Genomic DNA, 25,925 nt, shown 5'->3' on the forward strand with positions numbered 1-25,925 from the left:
TCAAATCCAATATAATCACTGAAATCCCAAAACCCCGACCAAGTATTATCCTCCACCCATCTCGAACCCCGTTTATCAACAATCCAAAGCGAAACGATTTTTCCTAGTAATTTAAGAACTTTAAAGGATGTCCGAAGGGACCTCCGTTTAGCGTGACGCGATCGCGGGGCTTCCCACCCGCGAAAACGGCGAGGGCAGGAGCCCGTGTCCCTGAGGACATCCTTTAAAGTTCTTAAATTACTAGGAAAAACCTAGAGCCCAACCCATTTAGTTGACTTTAAACCGCCACAATCTATAACCAACAGATCACTTAAAGCAGCACTGCGTTCGCCCCAATTCAGGGACGTCCATGACAGGCCTTTTTGTGAAATCTAGGGAACAGAGATTGGCGTCTTTGTTTCCACCCAGGAGGTATTTTTATATATATGCAAGCCACAAAAAGTATGACTAAAAAACAAATGGAACAGAAAAAGATCGAAGATCTATTTTCTGGAATGGGTGAACCCATTAAGCGCGACTCCGCCACAGAGTTTTCGCAAATGTTCGAACAATCTCTCAAAGAAAAAGACTACAAAGTCGGTGATATCGTTCAAGGTAAAGTTGTAGAAGTTCAGTCTGACTACGTTCTTGTTGATATTAACTACAAATCTGAGGGACTCATCCCCATTAATGAATTCCGTTATGTTGACGGTAAGCCCTCCGTACAAGCTGGTGATCAAGTCGAAGTTTTCATCGATCGCATCGAAAACGAAAACGGCATGATCGTACTTTCTAAAGATAAAGCAGATATGTATAAAGCGTGGAACGACATCACTCGCGCCGCAGAAAACCAAGAATTGATCGAGGGTACTGTTATCGCCAAAGTTAAAGGCGGCTTGAGTGTTGATATCGGCGTTAAAGCTTTCTTACCTGGTAGCCAAATTGATTTACGTCCTGTGCGCAATATGGATGTTTACATCGGCAAGAAATATAAATTTAAAGTGATCAAGTTTAACAAAAAACGTGGAAACATTGTTCTTTCCCGCCGTGCCCTCCTCGAAGAAGAGCGCGAGAGCCTCAAAACTCAAACTATGGATCAGATGAAAGAAGGATCTACAGTAAAAGGTCTTGTTAAGAATATCACTGAGTACGGTGCATTCTTAGATCTTGGTGGAATGGACGGATTACTCCACATTACGGATATGAGCTGGGGACGCATTAAGCACCCATCTGAAGTTCTCAATGTGGGTGATGAAATCGACGTCATGGTTCTTAAGTATGACAGCGAAAAAGGCCGCGTTTCTCTTGGTCTTAAACAGCTTCAGAGAGATCCATGGCTCGATACTGCAGAGAAATACTCTAAAGGCAGCCAAGTTGCTGGTAAAGTTACTAGCCTCGTAGACTACGGTGCATTCGTAGAAATCGACGAAGGCGTTGAAGGCCTTATCCACGTGAGCGAAATGAGCTGGACGAAAAAAGTAAAACATCCTTCTCAAATTCTTACTGTGGGCCAAGATGTTCGCGCGATGGTTCTTGATATCGATCAAGAAAACCGCCGCATCTCTCTCGGTCTTAAACAACTCGAAGCCAATCCTTGGATTGAACTTAAAGAAACTTATCAACCGGGAACCATCATCGAAGGTGAAGTTAAATCTATCACTGACTTCGGTGTGTTTGTTGGCGTTGAAGAAGGCATCGACGGACTCATTCACGTTTCTGACTTCTCATGGACGAAGCGTGTGAATCATCCTTCGGAGATGTTCGCCAAAGGACAAAAAGTTCGCGCCGTTGTTCTTGGCGTTGACGTTGAGAACGAAAGATTCTCACTCGGTCTTAAACAACTCGAAGCCGATCCTTGGCAAGATGTTGAAAAGCGTTTCCAAATCGGCTCTATGCACGAAGTTAAAGTCGTACGTATCGCAGATTTCGGTGCTTTCGTTGAGCTTATGCCAGACGTTGAAGGTTTGATCCACATCAGTGAATTGTCGTCTCAGCGTATTAACAGTCCAGCTGACGTGGTGAACGTCGGTGATGCTGTTAAGGCTGAAGTGATCAGCATCGATCAAGACGCTCGTAAAGTGGGCTTAAGTGTTCGCCTTGCAAAGCTTCGTGAAGAAAAAGGAGATACCGGTGAGTATATGAACCGTTCTTCTTCGAAGTCTTCACTCGGTGATGTTTTTGGTGACCAACTTAAAGGTCTTCGCGGAACTGAAGAATAGTTCCTGTTACAAACTGTTGTCCTTCGCGAAATGTGAGGGACCTTTTAGGAAGCTCGGGTTGTGTCCCGGGCTTTTTTATTTTTACTCTCAATTTTAATATTGAATTCAAAGACGCTTCCCTTCCTGACCCTCAGCGGGTGCAGAGCGTCTTCGGATTGCGTCACTGCGTGAGCGCAACCCGGATACGCACTGCTCGTACGGGACGTTCGGGAAGCGTCTTTGAATTCAATATTAAAATTGAGAGTAAAAATAAAAAAGGATTTCGGGGCGCTAGATTTTTCTTTTGGGGGTGGTGAAATTTGTGCAAAGGGTTTCTTTTTTGGGGGAATGCTTTTGTTCTGGTGTTTGATTTGTTATGTGAGTCGCTTGTGCTCGATTATAAATTATTAAAGGAGAGTGTATGAAGGTTTTTGTTTTTTTATCTTTGGTTTTTGGGACTGCGGTTGCGTTGGCGAAGACGGATTGTAGTAATTCTTTGTTTGAAGGTGGACCGTCTTATTCTTGTAAGACGGCGAAGGGGGCTGAGGTTTGTGTGGCGACGGGGCATCATACTGCTGTGATGCGCGATGGGGTTTATCTTTTTAGCACTGGCGATAAGAGTGGTGCATTTGATCATATGATCTTTGAAAATCCGGCTCCGGCTCAGTGTAAGTTGGCTGTGTTTAAGGCTTGTACACACCAGACGTTTGAGAACGATGGGACGTCCCTTGTGGGATATCGTTATCGCGCCCCGGATGTGTGGGACGCTCGCTCCTCACAGTGGTTTTTGAACATTGATCTCGCTAAAGGCACTGGGAAATTTGAGATTAAAGCCTACGACGTGGACGGAGAGCTTCGCAATCACCTGGTTCACGATCTGGAAGATTGTAAATAGAATCAACTGATGCAACCTAGGACGCCGCCCCTTTCTGGGGCGGTCAGGTGAGGGTAGAATTTCCCTCATGAAAAAAGCGCAAAAAACAGCTCCAAAAAGATCATCAAAAGCTAAAAAAGTGCCCTCTCGTAAAGCAAAAAGGGACTTACTCTTGAGTGATATCTGGCCGATCGAGCGGGACATCGTGGTTCGCCCCGAGCGTATGCGCTACGTTCGCCGCATGATTAAAACGAAGGGCTGCGTTTTTTGCGAAGCTGCGATCACTCAGGATCGCGACGAGAGGCACGTGCTTCTGAGATCCCGAAACGCTATGGTGATCCTCAATAAGTATCCTTACAATAGCGGGCATCTTTTGGTGCTACCTCTACGCCACGAAGGTGAATTGCCCAATCTCGAAGATCAAGAGTTTCAAGAATTAAATCTCCTAGTGCGTGAAAGCGTACGCCTTTTAAAAGCGGAGTATCATTGCGAAGGATTAAACGTAGGCCTTAATTTAGGGGCGGCGGCGGGAGCCGGGATCCCGGAGCACCTTCATTATCATATTATCCCGCGCTGGTTCGGGGACACCAATTTCTTTCCCCTCATCGCCGAAACAAAATTGACCGTGGAAACTCCTGAGCAAACGTACTCGCGATTGAAAGCGGCGTTTCTAAAATTAGAAAAGGAATTGAAATGAGTACATTCACTCCCTCCCAAGATTTTGCCATTGATCATGTTGGAATCGCCGTCAACTCCCTCGATGAAGGTGGCGCGTTTTTTAAGGCCCTGGGTCTCACCGAAAGCGGTCGAGAAACCGTCGCGAGCGAGAAGGTCAATGTGGCTTTCTTTCCGCTGTCGAACGACTGTGCCATCGAATTGATCGAGCCCTTAAGCGACGACAGCACGATTAAAAAGTTCATCGAGAAAAAAGGGACCGGCCTGCAACAGCTCTGCATTCGAGTTCGCAATATCGAGGCTGTGGTTCAACGCCTCAAGGAACATAATATTCAGCTGATCAACGACGTGCCTCGACCTGGAGCTCATAACTGCCGAGTGGTCTTTGTGCACCCGAAGTCGACCGGCGGAGTCTTGATCGAGTTGAGCGAGCCCGCAAAGTAGGTTAGGGTAATATCTATGCAAAGCCCACAATTTCAACTCACCTCACCCTCGCCATTTGTAAAAAAACTCATTTTTGCCAATATTGGTATTTGGGTACTTCTTCAGATATTTCTTGAGCGAATTATTTTGGTTTCGGTGATGGATCAACCTCCATTGATTACAAATTATTTGGGATTGATTCCACAGCTCACCATCGAAAAGTTTTTTATGTGGCAACCGATCACGTATATTTTTCTTCATGCGGTTGAGAACCCGATGCACATTCTTTTTAATATGCTGAGCCTGTGGTTCTTTGGTTCGGAGCTTGAGCAGCGTTGGGGAAGTCGATTCTTCTTTATTTATTACATGGTGTGCGGGATTGGCGCAGGTTTTATCTATTTAGCAGGAATGGTGATTGTCGGTTTAAGTAAAGGTGCGATCCCCATGGGCTACTCGGTTCCTGTGGTCGGAGCCTCCGGAGCCATATTTGGTCTACTTTTGGCTTACGGCATTCTGTTTGGTGATCGTATGATTTATTTTTTTGGGGCCTTTCCGATCAAGGCCAAATACTTTGTGATGATCATCGGGGTGGTTGAGATCTTTGGGCTCCTGGGATCGGGAACGGGAAGTCCTGTGGCGAACCTCGCTCACATCGGTGGACTAATCACCGGTTTTATTTTCCTTTGGTTTTGGACTCGCTATCAGCAGGGGAAGTGGCGGAAACAGAGTGTGGCGCGACGTAATCTCAAGCTGGTGGTGAATCGTGATAAAAACGAGGATCCCAAGTATTGGAACTAAAACGTCAGTTTCGTCGACAGTTCCCCATCGGCTGTCTCAGTTTGAGATCCCAAATCCAAGTTAACTAAAATCGCAATTCTTTATACGTTCGAGCTACAGGACTTTCATCCACAACCGATAAAAGTCTTGTATGAAACTGTCATTAATTATACTCGCAGTAGTAAACTTTCTTTGTCTGGCCGGCGGCGGTACCTTAGCGTTTCTGGCGATTATGGATTCTCCGCGCCCCAAGGTCGAAGAAAATAAAGTTCATGTCACTCTTGAGGATTTTCTTAAAAAAGAAAAAGTCTTCGCAGATAAGCCTATAGTTTATTCTCTCGAACCTTTTACCGTAAACCTTTCCAATCAGGATGAAGAAAAGATCGTCCAACTCGAGGTCAATTTAGAGATGCTCGATGAGCGCAGTTACGAAGAGGTCGTTGGCAAGTCCGCGATGGTCCGCGACACCGTGGTCAGAATTCTTTCTGAAAAGAAGTATCAAGATATCGCTTCGATTCAGGGGAAATTGTTTTTGAAGGACGATATCTCTCTTTCGATCAATAAGCAGTTGGATTATGGGTTTATAAAAGACATCTACTTCACTCGCTTCATGCTGCAATAGGCTGCGGCTCTTCTTAAAATTTAAAAAGCAAAAATTTTCCGGACGAAAAAAAGCTCAAACAGGCCGCGGGAAGCGGAACTCGCTTTTTTCCATCCGGAAAATTTTTGCTTTTTAAATTTTAAGAAGAGAAACCTGGTTCACTTCATTAGAAACTCGTTCAAAAATAAAAAAAGGCAGGTGGGGCCTGCCTTTTTTTGTTTGTTCGCTTTTTGGTGGAGTTCTATTTTTTCTTTTTGAACATGAGGAAGAAGACGGCGGTGCCTACGAGGATGAGGAAGACGCCGTAGAGCCAGACGTTGGAGGTTTTCTTTTGGTTGGCGAGGCCCATGGCGTTGGGGTCTTCGTCTCCCCAGTCGCCGTCTTCCATGTGGGCGTCGATGTCGAGATTACCCAGGGATTCATTGGCGCTTTTGATGTTTTTACCGGCGGTGCCCGAGGTGGCTGTCACTCGCAAGCTGTTGATCGCGTCAAAGAAGTGTTTGCTGTATTTGGTGTAGAATTCTTTTTTAGCGTTAAATGTGACAAGCACCGCAATTTTATCTTTGATCGTTACTAAATAACGAGAATAGAAGTTGGGGAGTAAGCTTCCCAAATGCAATCCGTCGACCCAGGGGTGGTTGGCAATCTGTACGGTTTTTAAGTGCATAATTTTAGACTGAGTGGCAACGGTACCGTCGCGGTTTTTTGGAGTTTTAGACGACTTTAAATATTGATTGTAGTACGCGAAATTGTCATTCGGTCCCACTTCTTTGGCCGTAAGAACAATGATCGCTTGCTTGGCATCTTCTCCGACGGAGCTGCGGCAGACCCATTCGGTTCCTGCCACTTTGCAACTCCAGTTGGGAGGAAGCTGGAAGCTCACGTACGAGTTACTGAATAATTTGGCGTGAGCGTTGAAGGAAAAAATAAGGCCGACTAAAAAAGCTATGTATTTTATTTTCATAACTTTTTTAGTCTAGCCGATTCTTTCCGGTTGGGAATCACTTCGATACTTGAGCTAGCTTAAGGTCTAGGGCCTTGAGGAGGGCTTTTTTTGCATTGATTTGATTTCCGCTCACTGTTTTACCGACCAGCGTTTCGATACGATCTCCGGTGTTCATCATGATGTCTCGCACTTCAACGGGATTCAAAGTCGGATTGGCGCTCAACATAAGGGCCACTAATCCAGCGGCCACCGGAGTCGCCATTGAAGTTCCCATGGAGGGAGCGAAGGGTCGGTCGGCGGGGTTCAGGGTAGCTAAAGAGAACAATAATTCTTGCTCTTCCATGGCTTGACCAGGAACAAAGCTGCCGCCCGGAGCTGCGAGATGCACCCGCTTCGAATTAAAGTTGGAGTATCCGGTGATTTTCCCTTTGGCCGTCGCAGCGACGGAGATCACGTTGTCCATTTGGAACGAAGCCGGGTAATTCGGAATCTCTTCGATATCGTAACCGATTCCGTTTTTAGCGTTCCCATTTCCAGAAGCCGCAAGGACCACCACATTCTTAGATCGAGCGTACTCGATCGCTTCTCTCATTTGTGCAGGCTCGCCCTGTTGATTTACGTCTTCGAAACTCAAAGACATATTGATCACATGAGCTCCAGCGTCCACGGCGTAACGAACCGCCGCAACGATGCTTCCTAAATCGGAGGACCCACCGGCATTAAGAGCTTTGATCGGTAAGATCTTCGCTTTCGGAGCTACACCCATAATCGGAGAGGCGACCAATCCGGAAACGTGGCTACCATGGCCTTCATCATCAAAAGGAAGGTTGTCACCATTGACAAAATCCCAACCCATAAAATCGTTCTTAAAAGTATTGCCGTCGTTGTCTGAATCATCAGAGTTCAAATCTTTGGTGTTGAAGGCGATATTTTCGCGAATGCCAGGGTGATTGTAGTTGAGACCGGTATCGATCACTGCCACCACGATGCCTTCGCCTTGAGCCATATTCCAAGCTTGAGGCGCTTCAATGGAAGTGAGCTGTACAAATTTATCCGCCGTGGGGATTTGCGCCAATTGCAAGTCTTGAGAGACGGCCGGATTGGCTGTCACGAAGACGGGAACGACCGCCAGACTGCACGAAAGATTTTTGTCCTGCGCGATCACCGCAAATCGGTACATGCCTACACTGTCGGGAGTGAAGGTCTGTTCCGCAGCGATGCCCTTTTCGATTTTAAAGCTGGAAAAGCTAGGGACCGCGACAACATCCCAAAGAATTCGCACGTCACCGCCCACCGATTCATGGGCCGTCGCGGTCGCTGTGATTTTAACCTCTTGGCCCAGCTCTACGGTCAACGTGTCGGGATTGATATTTATATCCAACTCCATGTCGGGAGCGACCTCGCTCGCTTGGCAAGTTTCGATGGCTAAGGACGCATCCTGCGAAGTCTCCTTGGCCTTAAAAGAAGGCATGTCCAATTTGTGAAGAGTGCCCTCGATCAATTGGTTCTTGGTGATGCTTTTATTGGTGAGAAAAGACGTGAGCGTGCGGGGATCCACCTTGGACACCTCGAAGATATTCACACTGAGTCGACGGACTTTCGCACCTGGGATTTGGCTTTGAAGCTTTGTCATCTCGCTCTCAGTGGCGGTGACGATATAACCCAGATCCGACTCTTTTTGCGGAGCTGGCATCGTCTCCCATGGGGACGACTTTTTGCTGCAGTGAATTAAGCTGAACGATACCCCAACGATAATGAATGAACGAATGAGTTTCATTCTCCCCCCCAAAATTTAAAGCTCCCCCAAGAGCTGGGCCCAAAGTAGCGAAGGGGTGGCGCAACAGCAATGAAAAAATTATTACATAAACCATAACAAAATCTTATAATAAATAATTCTTAAAGCTCAGGAGGCTAGCGTGAACTTTCAACATTTAACCACATTCTGCACAGTGATCAGCGAGGGAAGTATGACGGCCGCTGCGGAAAAGCTCTATCTCACGCAGCCGGCGGTGAGTCAGCAGATTCGAAATCTCGAGGAGGAATTAAGTGTCGAGCTCCTAGTGCGTGGATCGCGGCAGGCCAAAGCCACCTCCCAGGGGCAAATTCTTTACGAATATGCGCGACGAATACTTTCTTTAAGCCAACAGGCCCAGGTCGCTATTCAAACCATGAATGTCGAAGTTGAAGGCACTTTTAAAATCGGCACTTTAAATTCTTTAGGTTTGTACATTGTGAGCCCGATTATTGGGCTCTTCCTCAAGCACAATTCTAAACTGATCGTGCACATGACTTACACCGATGGGCCTTCGCTGATTCAGGCCTTTGAGGACGGAGAGTTGGACATCATCATTCTCCCGGATGCTCAAGTGGAGTATGGAATTGAACCTAAAAGTTCGGAAAAGAAATTTCTGATGCAGGATGAAATGTGGTTGATCGGTTCAGCTAAAGATTCCCAACTTCCAGAAGATATTGAGGTGCAAGATCTTGCTCTTAAGCCTTATGTCAGCCTCATGGAGAGATATCCGAACTTTCAAAAGGAACTGAATAAAGCCATGTCAAAGGCGGGCCTGGAGTTGACTCCCGTCTTCGAAACGGTCAACGTCGGTACTTTAAAGCGCGTTTTAGAGTCGGGTTTAGGCTGGGGATTTTTACCGGCTCACAGTATTCGTAAACACGTCCGCACAGGCCGCCTGAATTCCGTTCCGGTTCTGGATTTCTCCTACTCGACAAATATTTTTTACTATTACAAAAAGAATAAACTCGATGAAAACGCTCAGCGAATGAATGAAGCTTTTTTTAGAGCGCTTTCTCAGCAAGTGGCCAGCCGCTAGGATTTTTAATGTTGTCAGTTGTTCTTAGTTGTCTCATCTCGAACTCGTTCGCTGCCGATCGAATACTCCCTCCATCGGCCGAGCGTCGTCACGCCCGGGAGGCTCATTTACAGAGTGAGAGTCACAAGAAGGCGATGACTTGCACCCGCGCTGAGCTCGAAAGTCATATGAAGATTTTTGACCAATTGTACAAAGACAATAAATTTACCGAAGCCTCGGCAGAGCTTGAAGATTTTATGAAAGACTCAGAATGCTATGCCTCTCTGGCATCGCCCTCGGTCAGCGAAAAGAAATCGACGCCAGAATTAAAAATTTATTTAAAAGCGCAGAATAATTTAGCTCATGTTTATATGAAGAGCGGGCAGGTCACCAAGTGCATGCAACTCACCAAGGAGTTGCTCGAACAGCAGCCGCATAATCTTCCAGAGATTGCCAACGATAAAGAAATCACTGATTCGATAAAATTGAATCTTAAAAACTGTGATGAGGTGCGTTTGCAGGGGTGGTCCGAATATAAAGAGAAAGCATGCCCTCATAAAATCAAAGGGTTGGCCTGGGAAAATCAAAAGCACCACAAGATCAATTCAGTCGTCACCTCTTATCTTTTGCGGGACGGAAAAAACTGCGTGGCGCTCGTGAAAAGTCTCTTTAAGAACCAGTCCAAAACTCCCTCCCAGATCGTTGAAATCCCTTTTGTTGTATTAGTGAAGCGTTCGAAAGACCTGCATATTTCGACGGTGCAGGGCTTAAATTCCGAAGGGGAAAGTCATACATTTCGCTGCGGAGATTTTAGTTTAGCAAGTTATCAGAACACTAAAAAAGAAGTGGCGTTTCGAATCCACGGCACTCATTCTAACTGCTATGGTGGATCCGCACGCGGTCATTATGATGCGATCTTGACGAGCACAGATCACGACGTTGCCAAAAAAGACGAAATCGACGCCATTTTACATTAAATTCTGTGTTGTAAGCGAGCCATATAAAAACCATCTCCGTCGTCGGACGGGAGAAGGCTGCGATCCTCGACGAGATTCCACTGTGGCTGGCTCTTGAGGAAATCTTGGACAATTCCCGAATTCTCCGACGGAAAAATACTACATGTTGAATACACAAAATAGCCGCCGGGCTTTACCATCTGGCTGTAGTCGTGAATGATTTCTTTTTGCAATCGATGGAGATCTTCAAGCCGTTGCGGCGACATTTTCCATTTTGTATCTGGATTTCTCTTGAGGACACCGAGTCCTGAGCAGGGCACATCCATCAGGACGGAGTCGGCTGTTTGTTTGAGGCGTTTGATAACCTTACTGGATGTGATCGCCCGAGTTTCTATGCAGTGAACACCGTCGCGGCGGGCTCGTTTTTGTAATTCTTGGAGTTTCCATTCGTGTATATCTAACGAGATAATTTTCCCTTTATTTTCCATGAGGGCGGCAATATGCAGAGATTTTCCACCCGCGCCCGCACAAGCATCGATCACTCGATCTCCTGGTTGAGGTGAGAGGAAGGGGGCCACCTGCTGACTGGAGCTGTCTTGAACTTCGCAAAGCCCCTTTTGAAACAGCTGTGAGGCAAAAATATTTTTCCGCTGAGTCATGACGACGGCATCTGGAGCTTGAGGCAAAGGTTTTTCGTCAACGTGGAATTCCTCGCGGGCACACTCACGTAAAAAATCTCGACGTGAAATTTTTAAAGTATTCACCCGCAACACGACTTTCGCCGGAGTGTTGAGATGGTTGAGAGCCTCATGCCATTGGACTTCACCGAGTTCCTCTTTGCCGCGGAGATAAAGCCATTCGGGAACTGCAAACTGAAGGTGGCGGGCGAGAGGGATTGCGAGGCGATTTTGTATTTCACGGTCGTACTTCTCGTACCACTCTGGGAGGTCCTTTTCCGTTTTTAAGAAGAAGGCGGCAATGATGCGATGAATGTCCTCAAGAGACTGCGGTTCCGTCTTTCCCAGCGCTAGAAAGGCCAACTGGTTCCACCAGCGGACACACTCGTAGATGGTTTCTGCAAAAAAATGCCGGTCGCGCTTACCCCATTTTTTGTTGTTTCGGAAATAATACTCAATGACCTTATCGGCATGCTTATTCTCGTTAAAAATAGAGGCCAGCGCCTCGGCACAGCGATCAAACAGATGCTTGAAATATCGGGTTTCAGAAGACGAACGCAAGGCCGGAGTTTAACACAAAACTATTGAGATAGCTCGATTGGAAGATGCGCGTGTAATTTTTAGAGCCCATTTCGATATTGAATAACATTCCGGAATGGGTGAACACCCGAAACCCAGTGTAGAGATTGTAATCCACTGTGAGGGTGTCGTTGGCAAAGTCCCCTGTAAAATAACCTAGGCCCAAGGCGCCCCGCAGATAGAGGGGGAATTGGGTCTCAAGCCGAGGGAAAATCAGTCCGGTAAGGACGGTAAACTTTTGGTCGTCTTTTTCGTTCTTTGTGCTGTCGAAGCGAGAATAGTCGATATAAAACCCCTGGGCCACATACTCGCGGTCCCATTCTAGCCCAGCGCTCAGACCCCATTGGCCCTCGTTCCCGTGTTTATCATTAGACGAGTTGTTGACGAAGGTGACGTTGTCAATAAATATGAGGCGATTGCCGCCGGTGTCTATATCGTTGTCTCCCACCTGGGTCGACACGGATTTTCGATCTCGAGTGAAAAACTTCGTCGCTTGCTCCCAGCCCGTGCTAGGAGGGCCGTCAGCCTCGTTATAGCGTTCATCCTCAGATTCGATCGCACCAAAAACTAACGTCCAACATGTCAGTAATTGAATCAGCAAAAACAACTTTTCTCCTCTTGCATCATTCCCTTGACCATATCCCTAAGTCTTTAATAAATATCCTATATTATGAAATGCCCGAGCTGCAATTCTTTAAATACCAAAGTGATCGAAACTCGCGCGACCAAAGATAATACGAGCATTAAACGCCGGAGAGAATGCGAAGCCTGTAGTTTTCGTTTTTCCACCGCCGAGAACCTGATTCTCTCTTTGCCCATGGTGATCAAGAAGAGTGGGAGCCGGGAAGTGTTTAATGCATCCAAAATTACCAATGGTTTGCGGGCCGCTTGCTTTAAGCGCCCGGTGACGGCTCCACAAATTCAGCAAATTGTTGATAAAACGGTCCGTTGGGTTTCTAAGCGCCAGGTCGATGATTTGAGCTCTCGTGAAATCGGTATTTATGTTATGAACGAGTTGAAAGCGATTGATAAAGTGGCTTCGATTCGTTTTGCCAGTGTTCATCAGTCGTTTAATGATATCGAAGAATTTGTTTCCAATCTCGAAAAGAACTTTTAGGATAACCATATGACCCGCAGAACTGGGCGCGAGCTCGCTTTACAGATTATTTTTCAAAAAGAATTCATGCCCAATGCGGATGAGCAAGAGTTATTAAAGATTTTCAAAAATCATTTTACGTTAGATGATCAGCAGCTTGATTACAGCGAAGCCTTAGTCAAAGCGGTTTTTCACCACAAGGAATCCATCGATGGCATCATCCAAAAGTACAGTGTCCATTGGAGTCTCAAGCGTTTATCCTTGATCGATCTTAATATTTTACGAATTGCCGTTTGCGAAATGCTCTTTGAGAATTTAGATCCGGTCCCTCCGAAGGTGATTATTAATGAGTCTTTGGAGATTGCCAAAAAATACAGCTCACAAGATTCGCCGGCATTTATAAACGGTATTCTAGACCAGATTTTTCATAAAGAAAAACCCACACCTGAATGATGTCTACTGTTGGCTCCATGACCGAGATGAAAGATTTTCTTATCAATCTCCCTGGGGAAGTTTGGGCGGTGGACTTGAATCGCGACGACCGTTGGTTTCAGCGTCTCGACTGGCAGTCGCAGTATGAAATCTCCCGGTTCACCACGGAAAATTTAGTGGAAGAGTGCATCTTGTATGCAAGTCCAAAGCATTTTCCCCATAAGATGACCTTGTTGGTGAATAAAAAAACGCTCGAAGAGTGGACGAAGTGTCTTTACCAGAAATGGATCCAGGTGGGTCGACCCGACTTAGTTGTGTTTTTACCGCAGACGTTTGCAAAAGATCAGTTTCTTCAAGAATGGCAGAAGCAAGAGTCCCATATTTCGCAAGTGCATGTGATCGAAGGATTCAATGAGCGATAAAAAAGTTTTTATCTATGTCATTTCTGACGGGACGGGCGAGACCGCCATGACCATGACCCGTGCGGCACTCGTGCACTACACCGACCACGATCTGAACATCGTTCGACACAAAAATATCCGCACTCAACCGCAAATTGATTCGGCCATCGAAGAGGCCTTCGAGAAAAAAGCCATCATCATCCACACGATCGTGAGCCGACAGCTTCGAAAGTATCTTCAGGAAAAGACGGGCTCCTTGGGTGTGCCTCAGGTGGATTTGTTGGGCCCTATTCTTAACGAGTTGGACGATTTCCTCCATGTCACCGATAACGCCCGACGTGCGGGGATTCTTCACTCTGTGGACGAGAAGTATTACAAGCGCGTGGAGGCCATCGAGTTTACGGTGAAACATGATGACGGCAAAGTTTTAAGTGATCTCGATAAGGCCGACATCGTGCTTGTCGGCATTAGTCGAACCAGTAAAACTCCACTGAGTCTTTTTCTAAGTCACAGAGGCTGGAGGGTCGCCAATATTCCCTTGGTGCCCAACACGCCCCTTCCCGAGGAACTTTTTAAAATCGATCAACGAAAGATCGTGGGCTTGATCATCGAGCCCGATTCGCTTCATCGCATTCGCAGAAATCGTCTGGAGCGCATAGGTCAAGATCCGGGCGGAGAGTACGCCCGCCTCGATAAGATTTACGAAGAGATCGATTGGGCGAGGGAGCTTTTCGCAAAGAATAAACGCTGGCCCGTTTTTAATGTGACTGAGCGCGCTTTGGAAGAGACCGCCACGGAAATCACGAAAATCATTTGCACTCGGATGGGGATTAAATTCGATCCAACAATGTTTTAAATATGAAGTTATTCCTCATTATTCTTACCTTTTTTATTCTATGCTCTGCGGCCCTTGCCGAAAAGTCGGTGATCGATTTACCTCCCTCGTCGTCGCTCCAGGACGAAAATTTCGAGATCAAGGAGCTGAAGTCCGACAGCGTGATCCGAAGTAAAGAGTATGGTTTTAGTTTCGAGGTGGAAAAAGGAGGAGCGATTATTTTTGAAAAGGCCGACGCCAGCTCTTTGTTTACGATTCGCTACATGTCGTCTTTGGATCCAACCAAGCTTCAATATTTTTTAATTATTTCTCAATCGAAGGTGGTCGATACCAATGCCCGGCTTCGCCGTCTTCTGAGCCAACATCAAAAGAACGGTCTTAAAGCTCGGGAGGCCATCGCCGCAGATGGGATGTGGTTTATCGAAGTTGCCGATATTCCCCTACTGAAGGAGGCGACGAAGAGTGCCTCTTGCGTCACATGGATGGTGAAGAATCACTCCAGACAGTTTACGATTTTTGGCGGAGTCCAGCGTGACACCGAAAAAGATATTTTAAGTAAAAAACTGCGCCGGATATTCTCTTCCTTCGCGGTCTCTAAAATCTAAAAGTTATAGGTGAGTCTTAAATAAAATTCGCGGCCACGATTAGGTCCCCAAACATGCCGGTTGTCGAGGTGAGTGTGTCCATCGTGAGAATGCCACATGGCAGGACTGTCTCCTTTTTTGGTTTGCGTGTAATTAAAAATGTTTTCCACGCCCGCGGTCACTTCGAAGGATCTCACTTTTTTACCGAGGCTCGTGTTCCACAACCAGTAGTGGGGTGAGCGTTGAAGCTTCTGGTCGGCCACTCCAAGGAGGCCTTGGCTGATATTGTAATGATCTGGGTACATATAGTATTTGCTAAGATCGCGGGCGCCGACCCACATCCCCGAGACGACAAACGTATAGTTGTCCCACTCTAATTCTGAGCGAAGATTCACGCGTCTTTCGATGGCAGCCGTAGGGAGCTTACTTTTGTAGTCATCAGGATACGTGTAATATTCAAAGCCGGCTTCCAATAGCCAGTTCGGAAAGGGTTTAACACCTCCAAGGATGTCGTAAATGACAATATTGTGGCTTTGCGGATCATTCACAAACTGAAGGGGCCCGGAATGAGCCATCGCCGGCTGGAGAGGATAGGACATATTTTTTAGTCGGGTGAAGTGGACACTCGGGGTGAGGTAATAGGACTCGGTATTGTAACTCACGGAGTACAAAAAGGAGTGGGACTTTTCGAGTTCGGTAATATTAACGAGGAAGCCATCGTAGGCGCCGTGAGCCGATTCGATGGATGTGAGAGGCATTCGGTAGCCATAGCCGTAGGCGAGCTGTTGCATAAAGTGATCGGTAGGTTGCCACTTGGCGAAGAGACGTGGCGAGAGAACGCTTCGCTCGAGAGTGTTCAAAAATTTCCATTCACTCTTCATTTTTTTCGAATCGAAGGGCGCTGGAAAGCTCCCAGTTGTAAGGGAGAGACCACTCATGCTGAGCAAAAATTGAATAGGCCGTATAATCAAAATCGTCTTTCGGGATATTATTGGTGTCGTACATAACGACGGATTGGGATCGTAGCGTTTCTTGACGAGCCGAAGTCCCGAGGAGCAACGTCTGGTTCGTGGTCAGTTGGGTTCTCCATCGAAGATCAGTATAAAGTGTTAGGTCTTTGGTTTTGTAATCAAAGGCATGGAGGTAAATCGAATCCTGATTGTAATTGGCGCCTCCCAAGTTCCACTCGAGTGTGGAGGTGGAGTCTAGGATTTTGATCATCTTCGAAGTCAGTTCGGTTCTTTGGACTTGCACTCGTTCGCTGATCTTAGAGATCTCCCCGATATAAGGTTTTCGGACATCGCCATCAACGAAATCATTTTCACTGGCTTGGAGAGAAATGGGTGATTGGAGACGGAAGCGCGCCATGTTGCCCCCTATAATTTCTAAATCCGCGAAACTCAATCGGGTGGCCCACTGAAGTGTATCGGACACGTTCACGCTTTGTTTTAAAAATAAAGAATAGCGATTTCTCCAGGGGCTTTCCGACATTCCGTTGTTGTCGACGTCCCATGGATTCTGCCGACTCAACTCTCCGCCCACGGAAAGTTTGTATTTCTTCGACTCCGAAACATAATTATTCAGAAGCTCAAAGATACGACTATTGTAAGTTCCGTAAGAGGCGGTGGCTTTCGCTCCGGATTCGGTGGGGCTTAACGTAATGATGTTGATGGTGCCGCCGATGGCCTCGGGATTGAGGAGCGCGCTCCCGGTTCCGCGCATGACTTCAATCTCGCCCACGGACTGCATAGGAATGGCGTCGAAGCCATAAACCGACGTCACGGCGGAGTACAGAGGAATTCCGTCAATCAAAACCGATGTGTGATCTCCCCGGAGTCCGTTGATACTGATTCGTTTGGCGCCACAGTTGGCGCAGTAGTCTTGGCTGTCCACACCCTGCATCCGATCCACCGCTTCGTTGAGCGTGGTCGCGTTGGACTGATCAATATGGGCTTTGTTGAGCACTTCGACGCGATCGGTGGTGTCATGCCGATGAGAATCAAAAAAATTTTCGGGGGTCACAAGAATTGTATGTAAGGGCTGGGAATGATCATGGTCGTGATCATGGGCGTGTGATAGCAAACCTGAGACAATTAAAGTGACGAGAAAGCTCATTGGCCCTTTTTGTTAATGCAAAACTGTTGCAATAATAGAATTTTCTCGTCTATATTGTCAATCGTGATAGTCGCCCCACTTCTTTTTTTCATAGCCCTCTTCGCGAGTGCCCCGTCCGGGGCTGAGGAGCCTTTTTCCTACTATCAGGGAAGCTACGAAAACATTAATGATTTCAGCAGCTTCAATTCCTCGAGCCTTCGAGGACGGAACTCTTTGTGGATCTTTTTTCAAGCCCACTGCGAAAGCTGTAAGCGACAGTTTCAGAGCCTATCCTGTTTGCCGATCACTGCTCCGGTGGTGGCGGTTGGTTATTGGGGAACTAAAGAGACGTTGCAGAAGGAATTGAGAAGATACGGGCACCGTGGTGCAGCCGTGATGGGCGATAAAAATTTGGCCGAGCGAAATGATTTCAAACAAACGCCCACCCTATTGATTATAAATAAGAATGGATTAATAAAAAACAAATACACTGCGGTCGTTGACTGTAGTGTATTAAAAAAAGAGTTATCTCAATAAAGGAGTCTCTATGAAGTTTTCAACAAAAATTCTGTGTGCGATAATGGCCAGCTCGTGGACTGCAGTCGCCTTTGCTCAACCCAGTTATTTTGTGGGGCAGCAAAAGATAACGTTACAGCAGACTCAAAAATGTTTTATTGAAGTGACTTATGGTACAAACGCTAAACAAGCGTCTGTCCGTGGCATTTTGTTAATTCCTCACGACAACAAAAATGTAGCGGTCGGTCCATTAACTATGAATTACAAAACCATCTCTGGCAAAGAGAGCCTCTACTTCGAGGATAAATCTTCTGGAGCTCCGACCAAGCAAGCTATTCTTTGGGGTTCAGGAACCACGCCTGTCAGATTTCAAGTGGCCGTCCTCGACGGAAATCATTATGATAATCTCTCCTGCGATACCCTTCAGGCACCGACGGCTGAAAATCTCGAAGAGGTGGAAGAGGCTTTTGAGCATTTCGAGGAGATCGGTGGCGGAAACGGCCATAACCACAAGCACTAAGCTAAAATCATCCGGAACTAGAAAGTTCCCATGGAAACGTGAAGGGTGAAGGGCGTCTCGTTGTCATAGATTGGCGACGAGCGCTTTCGATCGAGCTTAAAGCCAAGCTCCGCGCTAAAAGCACCGATAGGAGTTTCTAGACGAACTCCAAACCCTAGAGCATCTCGGTAATGATCTTCGATCTCTAAATTCTTAATATAAACAGCACCACCATCATAAAAGACCAGTCCACCCACACTTCCATAGAGTGGGAATCGCATTTCCGACCTTAAGAGGAAAAAGGTCGATTCCGACGAAATCTTAAAATTTTCTAATAGGCAGCCGCCACAGACTTCCTTAAGGCTTGGAACACGCTCGTTGGTTCTGAGATCATAACCTCGAATCGAAGGGCGACCTCCAAGAAAGAAGGCCTTCGCGGCGGGAACGCCGGATTGGTCCTTATTACTGAGGTTCTCGACGTAACCCCCGCGCAGTGTGTTTACAAAAACAAACCGCTTATTTTTAGTGATTGGGGTGTAAATAGAGTGACCCGCTGTTGCTCGAAAGAACTGAATAAAGTTGGATTCATCATTGGTGCTTCCCAAAGCGGGATCAGCGTACTCGAGTTCGGCGAGGGAATAGGTCCCCGACTTTGGCGAAAAGAGATCATCCCGTCGATCCCATTCGATGGAGGGTCCCACGCTTCCGATGTTGATCGTTTTGCGATCTCCACGATCATCTTTATCGAAGGTTCTCTGATTTGAGAAACGAAAGATGTTCCAAGTGAATTTCAGTTGTCGAGTGTATTGTTTTTCAACGAGGAGACTTAATTCATTGATCTCTCGGATACGAACCTCATCGTCGTCGGTAATGTCGAACACCTCTTCCTCGTGGATGAACGAGACACGGCCACGGAGGCGATTCGCAAACATGTACGGTTCGTAATAACCCAATACGACCTTATTTTCGGGATATCGAATATTTTTAGCCTGAGAGTATTTAACGTCTCCGCGGCCCGAAATCCCTCGGCCTTTCCCGCCTAAATTTTTATAGGAAACACCAAGGTAACCTCTATAAGTAATTCCCCGTTCGTTGGAGAGACCGAGTCCCGAGTTGACCAGGCCGGGATTTTTTTCTTGTACATCCACGAAAACGGTTCGATCTGCGATATCGGTATTGACGTCGCTCATGTTAATCTGAGCTCGCGAAAACAATTGAGTTCTTTCGAGGAATATGGCGGAATCGGTCACGAGATCAGAGGTCAGAACATCACCTTCTGTAATATCGAGTTCTCGCAATATGACTTTCTCTTTGGTTTTACTATTTCCGCGCACCTGAATGTCTTTCACGCGGATCTTTGGACCTTCTTTGATATCATACTTGAGATCGGCAAACTCGTAATCCGTCAAATAACTCACCAGCTTTTCTTTGGGGGTGGTGATCTCGAAATCGAGGAATCCATTCTTTTGATAAAACTGCTTGAGGGCGTTGTAGCTGTTTAAAATCTTTTTAAGATTAAGTGGCGTGTTCGGTTTTAGATCAATCACTTCGTAAAGTTGATTCGAGGTGAAACTCTTAAGTCCATTAAACTGAATGCTGCGAATCTGAGTCAATAAGCCCTCGTTGATCTGCACCGAGATGTCGACGGTGCCGTTGTCGCTCATCTTTTGATCAATAAGAATCTTATTGGCTCGTAAGTAGCCTTCATCCCGGAGTTCAGTGATGAGTAAATCTGTGGCTTTTTGAATATTTTCGTCCACATAGAGATTAGGATTTTTGAGCTCAGCAAAAGCTCCTCGTAAAAGATCCTCATAGTAGCGAGGAGAGCGTGAAATCTTTCCGCTCACTCGAAGATCCTTAATGCGGTACTGGATTCCCTCTTTGACCGTAAAGCTAATCACGTGTTTGTTGAGTTTTTCGATTTGTCGAGATTGAGAGACGACGACGGCCGTAGGGAATCCAAACTGCTTGTAAAGCGATTCTATGTTTTTGGTCAAAAGTTTTTGGTTTTTAATATAATTCAGATAATTTTTCTCAACCTCTAAATACGCCAAGAGGTTGCTCGCAGAAAAATACTTATTTCCATAAAAGACAAATTCATAAGACGTGGTGGATTCCAGAGTAATAGATAATTTCACTAATTTTCGGTCTTCGCTATAGATCGGAGCGATCCGATTGATGCGGGCTTCGAGAATGCGATTCTCGATAAGGGCCGAATTGATACTGTTTTCGATGGTTTTGAGTAGTTCTCCGTTGATCTTCTGTCCAATATAGCTCTTCAAGCTCAGTTTGATGTAGGAATTGAGATATTTATTCTTTGAAAGCACAATGATCTCCTCTAGGGTGCTTGCCGAGCCTTCATTGACCAAAACGATATAGTGGGGAGATCCATTTTTGAGTGTTTCCTTAATTTCAATTTTAACATTACTTAGACCGATCGATTGGTACTTCTCCTCAAGTTTTTTGACGTTTCCCTGAAGTTCGACGTAATCATTGCGGCTGTTGCCACTTTGAAGAATTTTGAGCACGTCTTGTGAAGTGACAGCTTGATTCCCCGCAACCTCTAAATGGGAGGCGTTGACTTCCTCGTGAGCCTCAAAAACGACGGTTTTAGGGTTGATAAGAATCATTCGCACCGAATCGTACTTACCAGTTCGGGTGGCTTCTTTTACGATGTAATCCAGTTCGCTTAAGTTAAATTTCGTTTTTGTCGTTCGGTAAAAGGATTTAATTTGACTGAGAGAATCCGGAGTAAATGAATACTCAGGGGACTCCGCCCAGGTTGTGGTCGCATACATCAATTGAACGAGAAGGAGTATCAAGCGAATCACTTAAACTCCTTTCGGTAATCAAGACCAATCCCTAAGATTTCTGGAGGTGTCTCGATGTTTCCGCGCAATTGATTATTTTCTTCGTAGTTTTCGGTTTGTACGCTAAAGCGAGCTCCAAAATTACGATTGAGGTCGTAACGAACGTTGGCTTCAGCGCGGCTTTCTGTCCCGCCCTGCACACTTCCGGTGGCGGTCACCTTTTCCGAAACTTGGTAACCGACAGACACTTTGGGGGCGGCGACGTTGCTTTCCGAATCAAAGGTCGGTGAGAATTTGACATCCACGCCAAAACGTTCTTTAAACTCTTTGCTCAAAGGGATTTTCGAAAAAAGATCTGATCTGAATTCGACGGAGGATCTTCGTTGCTGAGCTTGCGTTGAGTTCGCCAGCTGTTGAGCTTGAGCTTCTTGTTCTTGGGGAGTTGTTCCCAATGTGAGCAAAGAGATAATCTCTGGCTCTGAGAGAGAGGGTGAGCTACTTAGCTTAAATTTAGGTCGACTCGCGGTTCCCTGAATTAACATTTCGATATCATGATTTTTATAGCGAGTGTCTGCGAGAAGATAAATTTCTGGATCGGGCGGTTCCTGTCCTTTGAATGCAAAAGACGAGTCTACGGCCTTAAAAGTCACATCTTGGAATTTGATCTGGCTGTTTCGAACCAAGGAAATTGTTCCAGCGAGGACGGGGGACGAAGGATCACCAACGACTTTTATTTGTCCCTCGATCTTTCCATCAATCATCGTATTTTTAATTTTAAGTGGTACGAGAGGCGTAATGGTAAGATCTAAGCGAATCGGCGAACTTAAAGTGTCTCTCAGGTCAGGTGGGAGGAAAATCTCATGAGGATTTGAAGAGCTCGAATCTCCTCCGGTCAATTCTTTGGAAATAAGTCCATCGTAGATGTCGTAAGTTCCCGCTAAGGTCAGAGGAAGCCACTGACCGCTGAGTTGAAGATTGGCGTTCCCTTTCGTTCGGACTCCGTTAGGGATATTGAGATCGACCGATTCGAGATGGAGATTTAAAAAGGTCGGGATGTCCTTGGGCCCTTTGATTAAAATTTTTCCGTCTCCGTAGAGCTGCCCGGACGCGAATCGACCCTTCATCGAATTAATAATCAACTGATCTTGATTAAATAGAATGTCCACATCAAGACTCTCAACAGCGTGAGGAATTTGCGGAAGTTTAACAAAGCCGTCATCAATGAAAGCGGACCCCATAAAAGTGACCTTTTTAAAGTCACTCTGCACTTTGAGATTTAACGAAATGCGTCCCTCCAGAGTCTCTAAAAAGGGTGCAAAGATCTGTAAATAGGAGAGGGCGATCGAGCCGGTGATCTGCATATCAAAGGGCTTATCGCTGTTGCTCGACCTCATCGTAAGAGAGCCGGACTCCCCGGAAATGACAAATGGCGAGAAGTTAAATCTGCTGTTGGATAAGAAAAACGTCATTTCTTTTTCGTTTCTCATTTCGTTCTTCTGAAAGACCATACGAATCTCGGGGATAAAAATATACCCACTGATCATGGAGCGATCTTTTTTATTCAATTTGAGATTGAATTTTGAAGTGGTGAAAATTTCGTAGTCTTCCAAGGTTTCTAACTTCATGAGGTTCGTAAGAAAGGGGGCGAGATTGATTTTCTCGATTTGCCCTTCAATTTGAACATCACTTGCATTTGAGAAATCGCGATACTTTAGAGATAGGTTTTCTGGACCTTTAATATCGAGAGTGATCTTTTGGGGATTAGCGATCAGACCACCTTGCAATGGAGACAGCCTTTGTCCAGAGATTTGAAATAAATCTGAAGAGAATTTAACATCTAATTCTGGTTTACTTAGAGGGCCACGGATTTTGCCATCCACCGCGAAGACGCCCTTCGTGGAAGAGGTTAAAGCTTGAGTGTAATCAATATCATCGAGGTAGATGGTGTCCGACTTGAAATCAATCCCATACACTCGCTCCGTAAGATCCAATTTACCGGTAAAGATGACTCTCGACTTTTTTTCCTCGGCAACGAGCTGTTTAAATTCAATTTGCCCGAGGCTGGATTGAAGATCGACATCGATGGTATCGACGTGTTGCTGATCCACCACCGCATTGTAGATGCGCGACTTTACTTTAAATGAAAGTTTCTTCGCGTCCAAAGGACTATCCAGGTTCACAATCGCGGATCCCGTTCCCGTCACCGGAAAAGGAATATCGAGCTGTTTGCGAATGGATTCCTGAGCTACCGCCAGATCGACGAATGGCACTTGAATCTTACCGGATAGCCATTCCTTATTGAGATCGACTTCCAAATTTCCGAGGTATCTGGAGCTCGACAGCGTTCCCTGCATTTTATTGAAGTAAAGAACTCCCGTTTTGAAATTCAGTTTGGTGGATAAATCGCCCAATTTATAGCCATCCAAGGATCCATTTTTTGCATCGATTTGCATTTCAAAAACGGCCGATTTGGAATTCCCTTGAGTTGATCCTTTGATCGCGGCGACTCCGCCCAGCTCGAGAGCCGATATTTTTTTAATCTCATCCAAACTCAGCTGGGGAGTTTCGAAATCGATGTTAAATCCGGTCTTGTAATTGATAGTTCCAGAGCTTCGTCCTTGGGACGTGGGCGTCTTAAGTGCCACCGTGTAATTGACTTGGTTGGCGTCGACACTGACTGTGCCATCACCGCTAATGCTATCGACAGCTATAATTTGGTTTTTGCCGCTGGAGTTGACTTTCGCATCATGAGCTTTGAGAGAGCCGGGACATTTGATGTTAAAACTCTTAAAAGTACCCGCGCAAACCACCGAGCCTGTGGCATGGGCATACGCTGGGATATCCTGACGGATGGCATATTTGAGGTAGTCATGCAGTTCGAACTGCTGAAGGTCGACCTTCACGTCTTGAAACGAGAGTTCGTCTAAGTTCATTTTAAAGTCGGAGATCAAGGCCTTCACGCCGGGCGAATTCATTCTTACTCTATTGGCGATGACCGTATTTTTTTGGGAATTAAAAATTCCCTCGGCTTGAATTTCGCCGATATGGAAGTTCTCAATGGAAAAGTTCACCAAACTGATATCGGACTGCAGGTTGAACTGGTTGACACCGGCGCTCGTGAGTAGGGTGTCTCCTCGCAACTGACCATCAATCATAGCAACAGCCGAAAGATCTTCGTTTTTTAAAAATACCTTAAGTAGCGATTCGATTTTTCGAATATTGGTTTGTAAGCGGACATTGATATTCGAAGAAACAATTTTTTTCTTTTTGAGATCATGCTGAGTAGAGCCCGATGCCAGAATAAAGGAATTTTTTTCTTGGAATTTAAAATCCGAAAGCACGAGATTTTTGTTTGTAAGGAAGAACTGGGTCTCGAAAGCCGCTTTTTCAGTCACACCTTCCTTATTGGAAGTGACGGTGAGGCTTTCGGTTTTAAGTTTACACATAATGCTACGAATATCGTTAACAACTTTGGCGTTGAGCTTAACCGCAAATACTTTGTAGGTGCCAGAGGGCACCTTAAATGTAAGATCCAGATCTGTTTCTGAAAGATCCAGCTGCTGGATGGGTATGGAATTGAGTATTTTATCTAAATCAATCACCGATTCGCCTTGGGTCTCATTGGGGATGTTGGCGATCACGGCCGTGTTGTGAATCGCGAGCTTTTTGATTGTAAAGCGACCCCACAAAAGATGAAAAAGATTCGGTTGGAGCCGAATGGATTCGATTTTGATAGGTTTAATTTTTGATGCCATTTCTTTTTTGGGATCAATGACGATGTTCTGAACGGCCAGCGAAACCGGTAAAAGTTGTACGCTCGTGGATTCGATTTGAATATTTACTGGAAGATTCTCTTTCGCATACTTTTCAATCTCTAGACGTACAATGGTGTCCAACTTTTCGAAATGCCATGAGGAGAGAGCGGCCACCAGCAACCCAATACAAAGCGCGAGAAAAAGAGCGGAGAAGATTTTTTTCTTCACTTCTCGTTCTCCCAATCGCTTAAAAGAGTCACTGCCGATTTAAATTGCGGGCGAATCTTTACAATGTTTCTCAAAACTTGGAGAGCCTCGGCCTTGTGACCCATGCCGTGCAAAACGAGCGCATGGTAGTACATCATAGAAAAAGAGGAGTCGGCTTCCTCAAGTCGTACCCCTTTAAGGCGGTTGATGGCGCTCATCGCGCGGACAAATTTTTCGGCTTCGATGCTGATGATGATTTCGTACCAGATGAGTCGAACATCTCCAGTTCTGTCGGCCTCGATAATTTGGAAAGCTTCGTCATAAAAATCCATGTGGTAAAACATAACCGTGAGATCGACGGCCATTTGAGGGTTCTTTTTTACTTTTTCCAGAGCCTGCTTGAGGAGTCGGGCGCGAAGTTCATCGTCAATATGTTGCGGGGATGCAGTCAGGCGAATATCGTTGGCCATTTCTTTTTTGGACGTGGCGCGAGCAATCACCTGGCGGGCTTGAAACTCTTTTTCCTGACTTAGAATTTTTAAGACTTGCTCGTCGTTGGGATAATTTCTGATCAACTCGTTGAGGATCTTCAGTCGCGGCTCTTTGAGTCCTTGTTGTTTTGCAAATTCCAAAGATTTGAGCAACTCGTCTCTCTTTTGATCAAAATTCAAAAGCACAGTCTGTTTCGTTTCATCCCAGAGTTGCGAGAGTCGGGAATGGTTGACGCGAAACTTGGCAAATTCCTGAGTCGATACTCCCGAACTGAGAAATGCTGCAAGCTCATCTTCATTGAGGAGGTTCACCCGAATCAGGATTGTAAAAAGTTGAGTCCAGGGAATCATTGGATCTTCGGAGTTCATTTCTAACCGAAGGACAGTGAGAAATGTTTTGTACTGTTTGGCATTGTACAAAAAATAAAAAATTTCTTTTTTCTGTTTCCGAGAAATGTTGTCCCAACACAGGCGTAAAAATTCAGCGGGGTTCGCCGGCGAGTGAAGCAGTTGAATGATGACCAAATTGGGAGCCACAGTTGTTCCTAGACGCTGATCGAGTTGTTTCTCTATAGTATATTATCGGCTAGCGTCATAAAATTGGGGAGATTTCTCGCCGAGATCACAACCTTTCTCTAGCAAAATTCATAACTTAGATAGGCAAAAAAAGCCTCTGTTCGAACGTCCTAGCTCGACCGTGCAAAGTCTAA

The 25,925-nt window shown here is 45.8% G+C and carries 24 protein-coding genes; 15 read left to right on the plus strand and 9 right to left on the minus strand.

The window, feature by feature from the left end; genetic code table 11:
- Positions 1–443 precede the first annotated feature (443 nt).
- The 6 genes from K2Q26_00220 (at position 444) to K2Q26_00245 (ending at position 5,548) form a co-directional block, all read left to right on the plus strand.
- Complete coding sequence (locus K2Q26_00220) at positions 444–2,198, plus strand: 30S ribosomal protein S1 (protein ID MBY0313916.1); 1,755 nt, start codon at positions 444–446, stop codon at positions 2,196–2,198.
- Positions 2,199–2,598: 400 nt separating this feature from the next.
- Positions 2,599–3,072, plus strand: coding sequence for a hypothetical protein (locus tag K2Q26_00225; GenBank protein ID MBY0313917.1), 474 nt, complete (start codon positions 2,599–2,601; stop codon positions 3,070–3,072).
- Positions 3,073–3,241: 169 nt separating this feature from the next.
- Positions 3,242–3,748: an HIT domain-containing protein gene (locus K2Q26_00230; protein MBY0313918.1), complete on the plus strand. Its 507-nt coding sequence runs from the start codon at positions 3,242–3,244 to the stop codon at positions 3,746–3,748.
- Positions 3,745–4,170: a methylmalonyl-CoA epimerase gene (mce, locus tag K2Q26_00235; protein ID MBY0313919.1), complete on the plus strand. Its 426-nt coding sequence runs from the start codon at positions 3,745–3,747 to the stop codon at positions 4,168–4,170. Before K2Q26_00230 ends, mce begins: the two co-directional genes overlap by 4 nt.
- Positions 4,171–4,185: 15 nt before the next feature.
- Positions 4,186–4,947: a rhomboid family intramembrane serine protease gene (locus K2Q26_00240; protein MBY0313920.1), complete on the plus strand. Its 762-nt coding sequence runs from the start codon at positions 4,186–4,188 to the stop codon at positions 4,945–4,947.
- Between the two features lie 130 nt (positions 4,948–5,077).
- Positions 5,078–5,548, plus strand: a complete 471-nt coding sequence (locus K2Q26_00245) for a flagellar basal body-associated FliL family protein (protein ID MBY0313921.1) — start codon at positions 5,078–5,080, stop codon at positions 5,546–5,548.
- Positions 5,549–5,768: 220 nt separating this feature from the next.
- On the opposite strand, the gene K2Q26_00250 is transcribed toward K2Q26_00245, so the two are convergent.
- Together K2Q26_00250 and K2Q26_00255 are read right to left on the minus strand one after the other, a co-directional pair.
- Entirely contained in the window at positions 5,769–6,491 is a 723-nt protein-coding gene (locus K2Q26_00250; protein MBY0313922.1) for a hypothetical protein, read from the minus strand.
- Between the two features lie 37 nt (positions 6,492–6,528).
- The gene (locus K2Q26_00255; protein MBY0313923.1) at positions 6,529–8,250 is read right to left on the minus strand and encodes a S8 family serine peptidase; all 1,722 of its coding nucleotides are present in this window, start codon (positions 8,248–8,250) and stop codon (positions 6,529–6,531) included.
- Between the two features lie 190 nt (positions 8,251–8,440).
- Between K2Q26_00255 and K2Q26_00260 the strand changes: the two genes are divergently transcribed.
- Both K2Q26_00260 and K2Q26_00265 read left to right on the plus strand, forming a co-directional pair.
- Positions 8,441–9,304, plus strand: coding sequence for a LysR family transcriptional regulator (locus K2Q26_00260; protein MBY0313924.1), 864 nt, complete (start codon positions 8,441–8,443; stop codon positions 9,302–9,304).
- Positions 9,305–9,312: 8 nt separating this feature from the next.
- Positions 9,313–10,260: a hypothetical protein gene (locus tag K2Q26_00265; protein MBY0313925.1), complete on the plus strand. Its 948-nt coding sequence runs from the start codon at positions 9,313–9,315 to the stop codon at positions 10,258–10,260.
- On the opposite strand, the gene K2Q26_00270 is transcribed toward K2Q26_00265, so the two are convergent.
- Together K2Q26_00270 and K2Q26_00275 are read right to left on the minus strand one after the other, a co-directional pair.
- Positions 10,257–11,477, minus strand: a complete 1,221-nt coding sequence (locus K2Q26_00270; GenBank protein MBY0313926.1) for a methyltransferase domain-containing protein — start codon at positions 11,475–11,477, stop codon at positions 10,257–10,259. The genes K2Q26_00265 and K2Q26_00270 overlap by 4 nt on opposite strands.
- Positions 11,461–12,096: a hypothetical protein gene (locus K2Q26_00275; protein MBY0313927.1), complete on the minus strand. Its 636-nt coding sequence runs from the start codon at positions 12,094–12,096 to the stop codon at positions 11,461–11,463. The genes K2Q26_00270 and K2Q26_00275 overlap by 17 nt, the downstream gene beginning before the upstream one ends.
- A gap of 69 nt (positions 12,097–12,165) precedes the next feature.
- Here K2Q26_00275 and nrdR point away from each other — a divergent pair, with 69 nt between their 5' ends.
- The 5 genes from nrdR to K2Q26_00300 are packed head-to-tail and all read left to right on the plus strand — an operon-like array spanning position 12,166 to position 14,864.
- On the plus strand, positions 12,166–12,612 hold the full coding sequence (nrdR, locus tag K2Q26_00280; protein ID MBY0313928.1) for a transcriptional regulator NrdR: 447 nt from the start codon (positions 12,166–12,168) through the stop codon (positions 12,610–12,612).
- Positions 12,613–12,621: 9 nt separating this feature from the next.
- Complete coding sequence (gene nusB, locus K2Q26_00285; GenBank protein MBY0313929.1) at positions 12,622–13,044, plus strand: transcription antitermination factor NusB; 423 nt, start codon at positions 12,622–12,624, stop codon at positions 13,042–13,044.
- A complete protein-coding gene (locus tag K2Q26_00290) occupies positions 13,041–13,445 on the plus strand; it encodes a hypothetical protein (protein ID MBY0313930.1) in 405 nt (134 codons plus the stop codon). The genes nusB and K2Q26_00290 overlap by 4 nt, the downstream gene beginning before the upstream one ends.
- Positions 13,435–14,280: a kinase/pyrophosphorylase gene (locus tag K2Q26_00295; protein ID MBY0313931.1), complete on the plus strand. Its 846-nt coding sequence runs from the start codon at positions 13,435–13,437 to the stop codon at positions 14,278–14,280. Before K2Q26_00290 ends, K2Q26_00295 begins: the two co-directional genes overlap by 11 nt.
- Before the next feature lie 2 nt (positions 14,281–14,282).
- Positions 14,283–14,864: a hypothetical protein gene (locus tag K2Q26_00300; GenBank protein MBY0313932.1), complete on the plus strand. Its 582-nt coding sequence runs from the start codon at positions 14,283–14,285 to the stop codon at positions 14,862–14,864.
- Here the strand turns inward: K2Q26_00300 and K2Q26_00305 are convergent.
- Entirely contained in the window at positions 14,861–15,724 is an 864-nt protein-coding gene (locus K2Q26_00305; GenBank protein ID MBY0313933.1) for a TonB-dependent receptor, read from the minus strand. The genes K2Q26_00300 and K2Q26_00305 overlap by 4 nt on opposite strands.
- Complete coding sequence (locus K2Q26_00310; GenBank protein ID MBY0313934.1) at positions 15,714–16,958, minus strand: TonB-dependent receptor plug domain-containing protein; 1,245 nt, start codon at positions 16,956–16,958, stop codon at positions 15,714–15,716. Before K2Q26_00310 ends, K2Q26_00305 begins: the two co-directional genes overlap by 11 nt.
- Before the next feature lie 213 nt (positions 16,959–17,171).
- Here K2Q26_00310 and K2Q26_00315 point away from each other — a divergent pair, with 213 nt between their 5' ends.
- On the plus strand, positions 17,172–17,474 hold the full coding sequence (locus K2Q26_00315; protein MBY0313935.1) for a hypothetical protein: 303 nt from the start codon (positions 17,172–17,174) through the stop codon (positions 17,472–17,474).
- A 10-nt stretch (positions 17,475–17,484) separates the two neighbouring features.
- Positions 17,485–17,973: a hypothetical protein gene (locus K2Q26_00320; protein MBY0313936.1), complete on the plus strand. Its 489-nt coding sequence runs from the start codon at positions 17,485–17,487 to the stop codon at positions 17,971–17,973.
- A 17-nt stretch (positions 17,974–17,990) separates the two neighbouring features.
- Here K2Q26_00320 and K2Q26_00325 read toward each other — a convergent pair whose 3' ends face one another.
- From K2Q26_00325 to K2Q26_00335, 3 genes are read right to left on the minus strand one after another with little or no spacing between them, the layout of a single operon-like run.
- Positions 17,991–20,783: a BamA/TamA family outer membrane protein gene (locus K2Q26_00325; protein MBY0313937.1), complete on the minus strand. Its 2,793-nt coding sequence runs from the start codon at positions 20,781–20,783 to the stop codon at positions 17,991–17,993.
- Positions 20,780–24,745, minus strand: coding sequence for a translocation/assembly module TamB (locus tag K2Q26_00330; GenBank protein ID MBY0313938.1), 3,966 nt, complete (start codon positions 24,743–24,745; stop codon positions 20,780–20,782). The genes K2Q26_00325 and K2Q26_00330 overlap by 4 nt, the downstream gene beginning before the upstream one ends.
- Positions 24,742–25,752, minus strand: a complete 1,011-nt coding sequence (locus K2Q26_00335) for a hypothetical protein (protein ID MBY0313939.1) — start codon at positions 25,750–25,752, stop codon at positions 24,742–24,744. Before K2Q26_00335 ends, K2Q26_00330 begins: the two co-directional genes overlap by 4 nt.
- Positions 25,753–25,925 lie beyond the last annotated feature (173 nt).

The organism is Bdellovibrionales bacterium (genome assembly GCA_019750295.1).
Classification (GTDB): domain Bacteria; phylum Bdellovibrionota; class Bdellovibrionia; order Bdellovibrionales; family JAGQZY01; genus JAIEOS01.